This window comes from Bacillus sp. AC266, assembly GCF_979253805.1.
In genome coordinates this window covers 22224-36201 of the sequence record NZ_CEEDEC010000001.1, presented here as the reverse complement: position 1 = coordinate 36201, position 13978 = coordinate 22224, and the positions used below count along the sequence as shown (strand labels likewise).

The window sequence follows — 13978 nt, the reverse complement described above, 5'->3', positions numbered from 1 at the left end:
AAATTGTTTACAATTTATCTATAAAAGCATACCGGAGGGATTTCTATGACCGACTTTCAAAAACAATTTTTCGCAAGATTAAATATAGAAGAAAAACACAAAGTTTCATTTGAAGATTTACCTAACATTATGTACGCAATGGCACAAACTGTCCCTTTTGAAAACTTAAATATTCTCGAAAACAACTTTAAAGAAATATCAAAAGAAAATCTAAAAGAAAAAATTTTAATAAACAACCGTGGCGGCCTTTGTTATGAATTGAATCCGGCTATGTATTACTTCCTTAAAGACTCTAAATTCGATGTCCATCTCGTTTCAGGAACAGTTTATAACGCTGCAAATTCTATATGGGCTGTAGATTCAGGGCATATCGCAACTGTTTTACAACATCATAATGAACTTTACTTAATTGAAGTAGGTTTCGGATCATATTTACCCCTTTCCCCTGTTCCTTTCTCAGGTGAGATCGTTCATTCTGTAACAGGCGACTATCGTATTCGTAAAGAAACGACTGAAAAAGGTAATTATATTTTAGAAATGCGTAAAAGCAATGAGTTTCTAGATCAATCTTCTACTGATGATTGGACAGTAGGTTATGCATTTTACTTGGAAGAAGTGGATGAAACGAAAGCAAATGCAGCACAAAAAATTATTGTTGAACATGAAGGTTCACCATTTAACAAAGTACCTCTTGTTGTAAAACTTACTCATGACGGGCACGCATCATTAACAAAAGATAGCCTTACAGTAACGAAAAATAGAAATAAAACAAAAGAAACAATTACAAAAGAGCAATATACAAACCTCCTTCATTCAACGTTCGGCATTACATTATAACTTTTAAAGCCTCGCCATTCTCGGCAAGGCTTTTTATTTTCCAGCAGGGATTTTTTGCAATTTGTTGTATTTCATAGTTATATAGGAATATAACTACATATTTAGAAAGGAAATGATTATGACTGAACTTAAAGATCGACTACAAGTAGCTGATAAAGAAAAATGGGATTTAACGGATATTTACCATACAATTGAAGATTGGGAAAGCGATTTTCATAAAATTGAAGTATTAACGAATGAATTACACAAGTTTAATGGAAATATTCACGATGGCAATAGTTTATTAGCTTATTTAACAAAGAGTGAAGAAATATCTAGCATAATATCTTTAATGTTCGCTTATGCACGATTACAATCCGATCTTGATACACGCGATACTGACGCTCAATCCCTTGTCGATAAAGTATCACAATTACACGTGAAAGTAAGTGCGGCTAAATCTTTCTTTTCCCCATTCTTACTTAGTGTAGATGAAAACACATTACATTCTTACTTAGAAGAAATAGAAGGCTTACACTATTATAAAGAAGACTTATTTGAGCTATACCGTTATAAAAAACACGTTTTGAATAAAGACCAAGAAGAGATTTTATCACAAATGGGTGAAGCACTCTCCTCCCCGCAGCATACATTTGGCATGTTAAATAATGCAGATATAATTTTTGGTGAAGTGACTACTGATGATGGAGAAAAAGTAAACTTAACACGTGGAATGTATTCAAAGCTAATAGAAGATGAGAATCGTGAGAAACGTGAAGAAGCCTATAAAGCTTATTACAAACCATACGTTCAATTAAAGAATTCTATCGCTTCTACTTTGTCCGCAGCTATTAAAAACAATGTTACTGTCTCAAAGCTACGAAAATATCCATCAGCTTTAGAAAAATCATTATTTGGCGACATGGTTCCGAAAGAAGTATATGAAAATTTAATTGAGACAACGAAAAAAAACATTCAATCATTACATACGTATAATGAACTTAGAAAAGAAAAATTAAATGTAGATGAACTACGACAATACGACTTGAGTGTTGATTTAGTAAAAGGTGTAAAACAAGACATTCCATACGACGAAGCGTTTGATATAATGATCGCGTCACTAGCTCCTTTAGGTGAAGAATATATTGAAACATTAAAAAGCTTTAAAGATAAACGCTTTATCGACGTAAGAGAAACACCAGGAAAACGTTCCGGTGCTTATAACTTTGGTGTATACGGTGTTCATCCTTTCATTCTTTTAAATCATCATGATGATTTAAATAGCCTTTTCACCCTTACTCATGAATGCGGGCACGGTATGCATACGCATTACTCACACGGATACCAACCAAGAATTTCTGCACACTATTCCATTTTTGTTGCAGAAGTCGCTTCTACAGTAAATGAAGTGTTATTAATTCATTATTTATTAAAAGAAGCAAAAGAAACGAACGTACGTAATCATTTAATTAACTACTTTATCGATAGCTTTAAAGGTACTTTCTTTACACAAATCATGTTTGCAGAATTTGAAAAAATTACACATGAAATGGCCGAACAAGGTAAACCATTAAATGCCAAAGTCTTTAGTGAAATTTACGAAAACTTATTTAGAGAATATAATGGCGACTCTCTCGTATTTGACGAAGAAGTAAAATACGGCTGGGCTAGAATACCGCATTTCTATCGTCCATTTTACGTGTACAAATATGCAACTGGATTCGCTTCTGCAATCCAAATTGCTGATAAGTTATTGAGCGGTGATCCAAATGCTCAGAAAAACTATATTGAATTCCTTAAAGGCGGAAGTTCTGACTATCCATTAAACTTACTGAAAAAAGCTGGTGTTGATTTAACTACGCCAGAACCGATTGAAAGTGCATTAAATCGATTCACCCAACTTGTTGAAGAGTTTTCAGCATTATAGAAAAAAGCATGCAGATTATAGAATCTGCATGCTTTTTTCATTTCGGTTACTTTATGCTAAATGTTGCTGTGTCACACAGTGAATCATACCACCATACGCATACAGTTCATTTACATAAACACCGACAATTCTTCTTCCTGGAAACTGCCCTTCAATGATTTGAAGTCCTAACTTATCATGTTCATCACCGTATATAGGAACTAATACAACTTCATTTCCAATATAAAAGTTCAAATACGAGCCCTTACAGTCTGCTTCTTTTACCACTTTTCTTGTCACCGGTACTGGTATGAGCTGAAATGGATTTCCATCTATATTTCTCGCTTGTCTCAATTCTTGATAATGCTTTTCGTACGCCTCCAAAAGGTAGGATTCACTCTCCCCAAAAGGATCATATTCATAAAGAATTGTATTTTCATTTACAAAACGCGCTGCCCCATCAATATGGTAATCTGTATCTTCATCATAATTATCCTCTCCGCGAATACCAGTTATCCATATAAAATTCGTTACTCCCAAATACTTCGTTAACTCTATTTCAATCTCTTCCTGATTTAGTGTGGGATTTCGATTTTCATTTATAATAGAAGTTTTTGCCGCCATTAAGGTGCCATTTCCATTTATCTCTATTCCTCCACCTTCTATACAGACACTAGATTTAACTTTTGGAATGCTATACATTCCACTTATTTTTTCCGGAATAATAGCATCATTTTCATACGGATATTTATCCCCCCAACCATTAAATACCCAGTGTGTTAAACAGAGATTGCCTTCCTTATCTTTTACAAAGATCGGTCCATTATCTCTTATCCAAACATCATCCGTTTCTTCAATTAAAAAATCAATTTTATCCATATCTACATTCGCTTCAGTTAACTTCGATTGTACATGTACTTTTTCTTCCTCATCAAATACAACAATATGCACATTCTCTCCGTAATGAAGCTCCTTTGCCATCGTTACCCAAATATCATCTAGCTTAGATCTGTAACCTTCGCCTCTATGAGCCTTATCATGAGGCCATTGGAGCCATGTCCCCTCATGATTTTCCCACTCAGCAGGCATATAAAACAAACTATTTTCTATATTTCTCATACGTGTTCACCCCTTCTTCGAATGTAAGTTCAGTCTAAACTTTGACATCGTGTTAAGGTCAACAGGAATATCTTCATTTACTTGTAACTATTTCATACGCGGATTCTTTATTTTCCCTTGTGATACACTACTTCTCCTTGTAAAACCGTCACTAAAACTTTCGCATTCGGAATCTTATCGGCACTCATTTTAGTAATATCTTCATTTAGTAATACCATATCGGCTGATTTACCTACTTCAATTGAACCAGTAATATTATCAAGACCTAATGCTTTGGCGGGCTTAATTGTATATGCATCAATAGCTGCGTATACATCAGACAAGCCCTTTTCATCAATACTTAGTGCATTCGAAATCGTCACAAGTGGATTTAGTTCATTTACATCCCAATCACTACTAAGTGATACGTTTGCTCCTGTTTTCCAAATGCGTCCTAACGGCATAATTCGTTTCATCTGTTGATTTGTAAAATACGCACTTGCCCAGCTTTGTTTAGGATCTTCTGCAAAATCATGACCTACTTGGAAATCAGCGCTAATACCTAACTTAGCAAAACGATTTATATCACTATCTTCTACCATTTCCACATGTGTAAGCGTATAAGGTTGATTCGCCCCTTCTTTTTTCGCTGCTTCAATTGCATTTAAACTTTCTCTTACTCCGCCATCTCCAATTGTGTGGATGAGTGCACCGTAACCAATTTTATTGAGTTCACTCAACCACCACTTCATTTTTTCTTCTGGAATATAGTTCAAACCGTACGGTGTTCCTTTAAACCACTCAAATTTATATTTTTCTAGTATTTTAGCTGTGCTGTTAATGCTAATTCCATCACTATACATCTTCACTTGATTAATAAGCATTCTAGATGATACATCATCACGCTTAATTTTTTTGAAATACTCCATTTGCTCTGCTTCATTTAAGTTCGGATATACCCACGGACGAAGTACTACTCGCGACGTTAACTTTTTCTCATCATTAACTTTATTCCAAACATCTAGCCAGCCTCGTTTCCAATAAAGACGTCCATCGCCGACTGTAGTAATACCATTCTTCGCAACCTCATCTAAACCGTCTAACAAACCTTCATAATTTTTTTCAAAGAGATTGGGCTGGGAATTCCATGCTTTTTCCATCACGATATCCCCTGCTGTATCATACAGAAGCCCGAAAGGTTCTCCTGTTTCTGGATCCCGGATGATTCTTCCGCCTTGCGGATCTTTCGTCTCTTTATTTATTCCTGCTGATTCCAATGCCTTTGAGTTAACCCATACAGAATGAGAAGTTCTTTCCATAATTAATACAGGGTTATTAGGAAATAACTCATCAAGAACTTGTAATGGCGTTTGTTGTTCTGATTTTTCGTCCATATCTTTTAACAGCTCTTCCAAACTAAATCCTGTTCCACTTATCCATTCGCCATCTTTCACATCTTTTTTACAAGCCTTTAAATACGAGCGTTGTTCTTGCAGCGCAGCATCTGGCGAGACACTACAATTCCCTGCTGCTGGTGATTTCGCCTCAAATATATGATTGTGATTGTCCACAAAACCAGGAAGAATAAAACGCCCTTGTAAATCCACCACTTTCGTATCTTCATTTATAAATCCTTCTACATCTTTGTTTGAACCAACAAATGTAATTTTCCCTTCTTTAACGGCTACAGCCTCTACAATGTCTTGCTTGTCATTTGAAGTATAGATTGTACCATTTTTAAACACTACATTTTTTGGCAACTGATTTGGTAGAACGAAGCTACCATTCTCACCTTCTCCTACTCCAGGAGTACACGCTGAAACCCATGTCATACTTAGAATCAGACAAATAATCATGATTGTTCTTTTCATATTCTTTCTCCTTTTTATTATGATGAATTACTTACATAAATAGAATAAGGATTGACATAATGTTAATGTCAATCCTTATTCTCATTCTATTTTCGTAACTAAAAAACAAATTTGTGTGACATACTCTTCTACTAAACAATCACATTCAGATCCCTTTATGTAGACCTCATATGGTGAACCATCTATTACATAACCATTTCTTTCAATCCATTTTTCTAACGCAATATAAGCGTAGCCTATATAGTCATAACTTCCATAATGCATAGTAGTAACGATTTGATGTGGATTTAATTTTTTTATTTCATATTCTTGTACTACATCTTTATTGTTCCCATGCATGACCGGAATCCTTAATTCAACATCACTTTCATTTGGAATATACTCTTCATCATAAAAGACCGTAGAGGGCGAACCAACCATTTGTAAGTTATGCTTTTGTACTTTTTCATATAAGTCATAAAAATAATCATCCATATCATCTATATTTATTTGCAGTCTTTGAGCAATTACTGTTATTTCATTTCTCATTCCAATAAATATATCGTAATTTCTATGACAAGCAGTATTTAAAGCATGATTCATATTTACCATTTCATTCATTTCTGAAATAACCTGTAAATTTTGTTTCACCTCATGAGACAACTCTATAATTTGTGATTGCATATGTTTAATAAATGAATCTTGATCTGATGATTGAAGAATTATTTTAATTTTCGGTAAAGGAAACTTGTACTCCCTTAGCTTTTTAATTTTCAACGCTATTTCAAGCTGTCCTTGCTCATAATATCTATATCCATTTACCGGATTCACATATGCTGGTTTCAATATTTCCTCTTTATCATAATGCCTTAACATTCGTGTACTCATTTTACAAATCCGTGAAAATTCAGTAATTGTATACATATAAATACCCCTTGAATACATTTTCTTATATATAAGCTTATTTATTAAAACCAATCAAATATTTTTCTGATTGAAGAACCTTCATTCTGATCGTTCAGCCTTTTCATTTTTGAAGGTAACAAATGACTAGGACAATACCACGTTAAACAATTCATGGCGCCTCCCATTGTCGATATTTCTCCTACATGACTTTGAATAACTTGTTTCTCAGTATGCTGTTGAATATATCGTAAAACTTCCTCATCTTTAGCTAATCCAAACTTAGGAACGTAAAGCGTATCACATGTTTCTAACATATTTATATATAAACCTTTTGCTGACGCTATCTCTTCATCGTATTGACCCTTCTCTGTATATGACGAAGGAACAACTATAAATTCAGCCTCTGGCATTTGCTCTTGAATAATCTCTTGAACCTTATATCTAAATTCATGATCCCCTAAAAAATCACTAATAAACATTGTATGTTCATCAATAAATTTAACCATCCCGTCTGCGTGTGCAAGTACATCTCCCTCTTCAGTAGGAATAATAATAACCCGACTCACATCTAAATCCCATTCCAGTTGCTCTATAATTTCTTCTTCCGTCCAATCATAATTATCATCAAATATGCGTTCCGTTAATATAACGGTATCTTTTTTATTCCAAATAAGATTTCCACCGTCTAATATCAATGGAGATGTCACATATTCAAAGTCGTTCTTTTTCAACCATTTATTAAATTGTTGATCTAAATATCGTCCTTGATCTTTCGGTAAGTAATTTGGTTGATATTTGAATTTAACTAGATGATTTGTTACAACTGGTGCAACATCTCTTAGCCAAATATCATCATACTCAAAAAAGTTTGTATGAAAGTCTTGCTCTTCAACAGATAAAGATATAAGTTGATCGGTAAATGCTTTATTTTCATTTAAGTATTCATTAAAATAAATAATGTCTTCATAAAATGGTCGATAATATTCATTCGATTCATCTGGTATTGCAGTAAAAATAATGCCACTATGTTTTTGTTCCATATTACTTACCTCGCTTTTTAATAATGATTGAATAACTGTTTTCAATAAGTCAACTATTCCCCAATTCATTTCTCTTTTCATTACAATTTTTGAAACGTGCACATTTCATGAATGGATTATAGCACGGAGAAATATTATATATTTATATAAAAAATATAAAGCCGTCGTTAAGCCATAAACTGACTCTTGACAAGATTTTTAAATTTTAATCGCCGTACACAATGACGGATTAGATGATTTTTTTATCAAGATTCAAATCCATTACTTCTAATAGAGCGTTTTGATTATATAAATTCACTAAATGTGTTTCTACCCCTATGCAAATCCCTTCTAGCGGAAGATCGTTTGGATCCTGACCAAATGGATCCTCAATTTCAACCCCTATTGCTTCAATCCCTATAAATGCAAAACTTATGAACGTAGTTGCAAGTACTGTAAACCATCCAAGACTATCAACAAGACCAATCGATAAAGTCCCGCAAAATATGAGCAGTAAAATTTTAATATGAGCAAAATATGCAAAAGGAATAGGCGTTGTTTTGATCCGATCACATCCACCCACAGCCGTAAGCAGAGTATTCAAATCAGCTTCCATATTAATTATTGCATTTGGGTGAATTTGACCCGTTTTCAAACCTTTTGATAGTATAGTTTTTAACATAAAAACTATACTAATCGGTAAATGAATAGACTCAGCCAACATTTCTTTTTCCTTCTCAGAACAAATATCAAACAATGCTTTTATTTCGGATAAATCTTTTTCGTCTCTCAAATGTCCTTTCGCTATCTTTGGAAAAGCAATTAACAAATGTAAAAATTTTAATTTTTCCTGATCCGTCTTTTTCCCTTCAGACTCCCAATAACATAAAAAACTAACTGCCAAATTTCTAGTACAAGCACCAACCGTGCCAAATAACTTTCTACCTTCCCAATACCTATCATAGGCAGTGTTAGTACGAAAAACTAACAGTAGACCTAAAGCTCCTCCAACAATTACCCAAGGAGTTTGATTAATTTTTATTTCTACATAATAATAATTAATCACAGTTACTATCGTTGAAATACATATATATAATAAAATTTGCGGGAAAATATCTCTTACCACTGTTCCCTTTAATGTAAATATTTGATGTAAACTATTTTGATTATTGTAATGAACCATATTTACAAAAACCTCTTTCCTTATTAACCTTTTATTCTTTTAAATTATGAAAGTATACAATTAAATAGTAGAATCATAAACCCTATTATTATAAAACTGGTTAAGATTATTTCTTTCAATACTGTTACTCCTTTTTACCAAAAGATAAAACATCTTTTTTGATTTAAACAACAAACGTTCACTCTTCTAAATCACGACGCATTATTTTAGAATTTGCAATGAATAAAGCACTAATTAATACAAGAATCGCGCAAGCATATATCAATGAATCCATTGGACTATCATGGTCTATAATAATTAGACGAACGATAGCCGTAATACCTATATATATAAAATAACGTAATGGAAAATGAAAGTTCATTTGAAAATACTTTATAATCATTACGATGAATTCAAAATATAAAAAAAATACGACAATGCTATCAATTAAATGATAACTAGATTCCTCACTATTTAATTTAAGTTCTTGTATAAATTGAATGACTTCTTTCATAAGAAACACACTTAAAACAATTCTCAAACAGATCAAAGCTACATTTATAATGTACTGTAGAACGATAGGGAAAAACGAAAATACTCTTTTAAAATTCTTTAACACAAACATTTTTCTCCTTTTCCATATAAAACAATAATGACAATATACTTTTATTTAATTATCGTTACATTAAAATTATACATTACTATCTTGTTACAGATGTTAAAACAAGACAAAATAAGTAAAGATAGCATTTCACCTATTTTGTCTATAAAGCAACATAACGAAACTATAATCGATTACTTCAATTGAATCGGTTGTTGCTGTGTCACACAATGGATCATTCCGCCATTTTTATAAAGCTCTCTCACATCAATTCCCACTACTTTACGATCCGGGTATAATTTCTGAATCGTATCGTTTGCGATTTTGTCATTTGGATCATTATAGTTAGGCACCAATATAACTGTATTCCCAACATAATAATTGATATATGACCCCTTATAATCTAGAGTTTTTCCACCTTCTAAAGTAACTTTATCTTTACTAAGCGGTAAGTATTCGTACTTATATTTCTGTCCTGAAGCATTTTTTGCATCTAACAATTTATCCATATCTTTGTTTGACAAGCCCCATTCAGCCAAGTCATCTTCTGCCATCGTTACGATTGTAGATTGATCATGGAATTTAGCAAATCCATCAATATGAAAATCAGTAATATCTAAATTAGGCACTCCATCTAACCAAATAAAGTTTGTCACCCCAAGGTCACTTATATATTTTTCAATTTCCGCTTCTGATAAATCAGGATTTCTATTTTTATTCGTTACTGCGCTTCGAGTTAATAAAGCAGTCCCATTGCTGTCTAATTCAATTGCGCCACCTTCAAGGACAAACTTCCCCCAATCAATTCTTTCAACCCCTAATTGTTTACTAACATTCTCACGTATACGGGCATCATTTTTATATGGCGTTTTCTTTCCCCAACCATTAAATGCTGGATCTAATATTTTCAGATTTTTATTATTGTCATAAACAAAAATCGGTCCACTATCTCTTGCCCACACATCATCAGTAGGAGCGATAAAGAAATCAACTTTATCCATATTCAGCCCTTTATCTATTAAAAGCTTATTGATTCGCTCTTTCTCTTCCTCATCATATGCAACAATGTGGACTTTTTCACCCTCAGTTAAAGCACTTGCCATCTTAATCCAAATAGGTTCAACTTCTTGTTTATACTCTTGACCATATGTGTATTCATGAGGCCATTGTAGCCATGTACCTTCATGTTTATCTTTTTCATCCGGCATCGTATATTTTCCAGCGTTTTTCTGTACCTCTACTTTTTTATCCTCTTTCTCTTTCCCTTTGGCATTTTCATTATTCCCTTCAAAAGAACATCCACTAATAATCGTTGTAGATAATGTAGCTATTAAACAAAACTTTACTATTTTTTTCATTTTTCAACCTCCTGTTCATGTCTACAATACTGTAAGGCTTAACATAGTGTGAAGCTCAAGCTTTTTCATCAATGTAAAAATTACCAATTATTCTTCCGCATGATAATCACATAATTTCAATACAAATAGATGACATTCACAAAATACACTTCCTATATTTAACATCCATATCATTTAACTTCCTTCATAAATTTATTCTAATACTAATCCCCTCTCATACATGCTTGTTCACTAAATAAAAAAATCGGTATTGATAATTTTATATCAATACCGATTTTTAAATAATTATTTTCCTTCTATTAAATCATTCGCTAATTTCCTAAACTCTTGATTAAATGTATCATTCATACCATTTTGTACGTTAGAGAATAATATTACAAACGTTCTTTTATCCCAGTTAAAATTATTAAAAGTGTTCCAGCCAGCTAATACACCGTGGTTATGATAATAATCTGGGTAAATATAGAAGCTAAATCCATATTTTCTCGCAGGTGATACTGTAAACATATCTGATAAGCTTTGTTTAGAAATCAGCTTTCCATCCATAATAGCCTCATCTAATCTTTTCATATCTTCAACGGTCGTATACATTTCACCACAACCATACAGCCAGTTCATTTTTAAGCGGGGTGCAGCTATTAACTCATTATCTTTTTTCGTGTAACCTTCTGCTAAGAAAATATCTTCAGGGAGAGTTGCACCCATACCAGATTCATTCATTTCAACAGGAGTAAAAATGTTTTCTTTCACATATTCAGCAAGCGGTTTATTCGATATCTTTTCTACAATATACGCAAGCACCATATAATTATAATCTGTATATTTCCATCCTGTCCCTGCAGGAAATTGCAACTTTTGCGCTCCAATCCACGTTACTAACTTTAAACGTGATGCCGCATCAACACTACCTTGTCCCTGATCTGGTAACCCGGACGTATGTGTTAACAAATTTCGTAACGTAATGTTTTTATCTGCTGGAAACGATGGAATATACTTATTTACATTGTCTTCAATATTCAATTTCCCTTTTTCTCTTAGCTGTAATATAGATATTGCAACTACTGTTTTCGTTATGGAACCGATGCGATATTTTGTTCTTGGCGTTGTTAAAACTTTATCTTTTACATTCGCATACCCGTAGCCTTTTCGTAAAACCACATTATTTTTATCCGTTACGAGAACCGTCCCGTTAAATCCTTTATCTTTTAAATATTGATCGAGTTTCGTTGCTGCAATATCATAACGTTTTTGCTGATTCGCATCAACTTTCGGTTGAACATTTCCAACTTTATCCTCAAAATTTGAAAATGCCTTCAAACTGTATTTCTTTTCTTTATTTGCATGTATGAGTGCAGCGACACTCCCACAAAAAATAGCAAAAACAAAGAAAGCGATTAACCATTTCTTAAACATATGGGAACCCTCTTTTATCTAGTTTCACTTTATACTTTTCCATTCTATTCTATATCTTTTAGTTTTTAAATATCTTATAATCTATCTACTCTATTATTCCTCATAGTAAACTAGATTCCTTTTTCTAACGTTCAAATTTTAACTACTCTCTATTGTAGTTCTTTTTTACAAAATTTCCACCTTACAATCGGATACATCCAACTTTAATTTTAATTTTTTATGTAACATTCGTTACACATTAACAAGAATGGAGGCGTTAATTTGAAAAAGACCGATAAGCGCAATCGTTTAGATGATATGATGTTTCATTATCGAGTAACAAAAAACAATATAGCTTTAATTTAATATTACGGAAAACAGATTATGATTTTAAAAGGAAATGATGCTGAAAAATTTTTAAACAAAATAAATCGGGCAAGTAACGAAAAAGAAAAACAGCTTATTATGGCTAAAATTACAGGTAATTTCAAAAGAGGAAATGAGCGTTAATGAAAACGAATCTCATTTATAACTTGATTATACAACATATTAAAAAAGAAATGTCACTCCCACGACATTTCTTTAGATTTTCTTCATAAAAGATTTACATTTTTAATATTCGTTTACTTTTACATAAACTCACTGCTGAAACGCTTAGTAATGCAGCTATCCCCATCCATGCATATGTGTAGCCTTTTCCATCTACTATATAACCAAACAAAGCAGGTGCAAAGATAATAGCAATTTGATTAAGTGTAAGCGCAAAACTCACTGTTAGGCCTACCAATTCCTCACTTGCAGACTCAGCAACTTCAACCATAAAAAGACTAAACCAACCGATCGCAAAGAACCCTAGCAGTCCGCTCATCACAAACAATGCCTCAAGTGTCATTGTGTTTATACTCATTACAACAACTAAAATTAAGCAAAAAGATATACATACAGTTATTAATAAAGGTGTACGACGATCACCTTTGTAATATGTATCACTTATTGTAGCTAATATAATTCGCCCAATCATTCCTGCAACTAGCATAACTGAAAATACTTTCCCTGCTACAATAGGTGTTATCGATTTTTCAATGACTAAAAATTTTATAAAATGTCCGACTAATATCATTTGTAAAGAAATCATGCAAATACCTGTAATAAAAATTGGATACAGCTCTTTTTTACATATTACCTTTTTTAACTGCATCCACAAAGAAATACTTACATTTTCTTTGCTCGTGTGTTCTCGTACGTACGATTCCTTATAAAATATGAAAAACAATAACCCGCCTATTATACATATAGTTGCAATAACATTTATCGTATAAGATAAACTAAATTTAATTGTAAGCAAAGGGATCGTTACTCCTGCTAATGCCCCGCCAATAGGTATACCAGCTTGCCGTATTCCCATAGCTAATCCGCGCATTTCTTTCGGAAACCATTTCAAGATTACTTTACTTCCCCCTGGCTGAGATACGCTATAAAAAGTTCCTATTAAAAGAAGGACAAATAATAGCCCAATAAAGCCCCTTGCCATATGAGCAAGTAAAAGCGCCCCGCCAAGTAATACAGTGCTCGCTCCAATTAATATTCTTTCGTTATATCGATCAAGTAACCTTCCGGCAAAAAGCATACAAAACAGCGGACCAATATTTACCGAACTTATTAACAACCCAACCTGCATATTCGAAAGTACATATTTCTGTTTCCAAAATAAAGCGAGTACCCCTACTCCATATGTTATAAGTGTTGCACTTGCCTGTGCTACCGTTGCCAAAGTTAACATGCTCCATTTATTAGAACTACTGTACTTTTCAATTTTTTCTTCACTTATCAACGTTATCTCCCCCATATCCCTTTCATTGTATGAAGGTTC

General features: G+C 33.0%; 11 protein-coding genes and 1 pseudogene. 3 read left to right on the top strand and 9 right to left on the bottom strand.

From position 1 onward, the window contains the following. Positions 1 to 45: 45 nt before the first annotated feature. Both AC0IXC_RS00190 and pepF read left to right on the top strand, forming a co-directional pair. Positions 46 to 837, top strand: a complete 792-nt coding sequence (locus AC0IXC_RS00190; RefSeq protein ID WP_002033438.1) for an arylamine N-acetyltransferase family protein — start codon at positions 46 to 48, stop codon at positions 835 to 837. Positions 838 to 955: 118 nt separating this feature from the next. Further along, positions 956 to 2743, top strand: coding sequence for an oligoendopeptidase F (gene pepF, locus AC0IXC_RS00185; protein ID WP_471652423.1), 1788 nt, complete (start codon positions 956 to 958; stop codon positions 2741 to 2743). Between the two features lie 51 nt (positions 2744 to 2794). Here the strand turns inward: pepF and AC0IXC_RS00180 are convergent, their stop codons facing one another. The 8 genes from AC0IXC_RS00180 to AC0IXC_RS00145 all read right to left on the bottom strand — a co-directional run bounded on the left by AC0IXC_RS00180 (position 2795) and on the right by AC0IXC_RS00145 (position 12129). Next, the gene (locus AC0IXC_RS00180) at positions 2795 to 3841 is read right to left on the bottom strand and encodes an agmatine deiminase family protein (RefSeq protein WP_471652422.1); all 1047 of its coding nucleotides are present in this window, start codon (positions 3839 to 3841) and stop codon (positions 2795 to 2797) included. A 107-nt stretch (positions 3842 to 3948) separates the two neighbouring features. Next, positions 3949 to 5691 (bottom strand): amidohydrolase, encoded by a 1743-nt coding sequence (locus tag AC0IXC_RS00175; RefSeq protein WP_078185502.1) that lies wholly within the window; start codon positions 5689 to 5691, stop codon positions 3949 to 3951. A gap of 81 nt (positions 5692 to 5772) precedes the next feature. Beyond that, complete coding sequence (locus AC0IXC_RS00170) at positions 5773 to 6594, bottom strand: MerR family transcriptional regulator (protein ID WP_060749143.1); 822 nt, start codon at positions 6592 to 6594, stop codon at positions 5773 to 5775. 44 nt (positions 6595 to 6638) lie between these two features. After that, the gene (locus AC0IXC_RS00165; RefSeq protein WP_016100897.1) at positions 6639 to 7616 is read right to left on the bottom strand and encodes an agmatine deiminase family protein; all 978 of its coding nucleotides are present in this window, start codon (positions 7614 to 7616) and stop codon (positions 6639 to 6641) included. Between the two features lie 229 nt (positions 7617 to 7845). Beyond that, positions 7846 to 8778 (bottom strand): bestrophin family protein, encoded by a 933-nt coding sequence (locus tag AC0IXC_RS00160; protein WP_113769620.1) that lies wholly within the window; start codon positions 8776 to 8778, stop codon positions 7846 to 7848. A gap of 178 nt (positions 8779 to 8956) precedes the next feature. After that, the gene (gene psiE, locus AC0IXC_RS00155) at positions 8957 to 9376 is read right to left on the bottom strand and encodes a phosphate-starvation-inducible protein PsiE (RefSeq protein ID WP_471652421.1); all 420 of its coding nucleotides are present in this window, start codon (positions 9374 to 9376) and stop codon (positions 8957 to 8959) included. A 176-nt stretch (positions 9377 to 9552) separates the two neighbouring features. Next, positions 9553 to 10716 (bottom strand): agmatine deiminase family protein, encoded by a 1164-nt coding sequence (locus AC0IXC_RS00150; protein ID WP_002033430.1) that lies wholly within the window; start codon positions 10714 to 10716, stop codon positions 9553 to 9555. Positions 10717 to 11001: 285 nt separating this feature from the next. Next, positions 11002 to 12129, bottom strand: a complete 1128-nt coding sequence (locus AC0IXC_RS00145) for a serine hydrolase domain-containing protein (RefSeq protein ID WP_002014186.1) — start codon at positions 12127 to 12129, stop codon at positions 11002 to 11004. Positions 12130 to 12390: 261 nt separating this feature from the next. Between AC0IXC_RS00145 and AC0IXC_RS00140 the strand changes: the two are divergent. Further along, positions 12391 to 12618 (top strand): annotated as a pseudogene (locus AC0IXC_RS00140) (hypothetical protein). Between the two features lie 94 nt (positions 12619 to 12712). Here AC0IXC_RS00140 and AC0IXC_RS00135 read toward each other — a convergent pair. After that, positions 12713 to 13939, bottom strand: coding sequence for an MFS transporter (locus tag AC0IXC_RS00135; RefSeq protein ID WP_033709330.1), 1227 nt, complete (start codon positions 13937 to 13939; stop codon positions 12713 to 12715). Between the last annotated feature and the right edge of the window lie 39 nt (positions 13940 to 13978).

Coding starts and splice junctions, on each gene's coding strand:
- AC0IXC_RS00170 (WP_060749143.1), bottom strand. CDS start 6,594: ATGTATACAATTACTGAATTTTCACGGATTTGTAAAATGAGTACACGA.
- AC0IXC_RS00175 (WP_078185502.1), bottom strand. CDS start 5,691: ATGAAAAGAACAATCATGATTATTTGTCTGATTCTAAGTATGACATGG.
- AC0IXC_RS00165 (WP_016100897.1), bottom strand. CDS start 7,616: ATGGAACAAAAACATAGTGGCATTATTTTTACTGCAATACCAGATGAA.
- pepF (WP_471652423.1), top strand. CDS start 956: ATGACTGAACTTAAAGATCGACTACAAGTAGCTGATAAAGAAAAATGG.
- AC0IXC_RS00145 (WP_002014186.1), bottom strand. CDS start 12,129: ATGTTTAAGAAATGGTTAATCGCTTTCTTTGTTTTTGCTATTTTTTGT.
- AC0IXC_RS00180 (WP_471652422.1), bottom strand. CDS start 3,841: ATGAGAAATATAGAAAATAGTTTGTTTTATATGCCTGCTGAGTGGGAA.
- AC0IXC_RS00190 (WP_002033438.1), top strand. CDS start 46: ATGACCGACTTTCAAAAACAATTTTTCGCAAGATTAAATATAGAAGAA.
- AC0IXC_RS00150 (WP_002033430.1), bottom strand. CDS start 10,716: ATGAAAAAAATAGTAAAGTTTTGTTTAATAGCTACATTATCTACAACG.
- AC0IXC_RS00160 (WP_113769620.1), bottom strand. CDS start 8,778: ATGGTTCATTACAATAATCAAAATAGTTTACATCAAATATTTACATTA.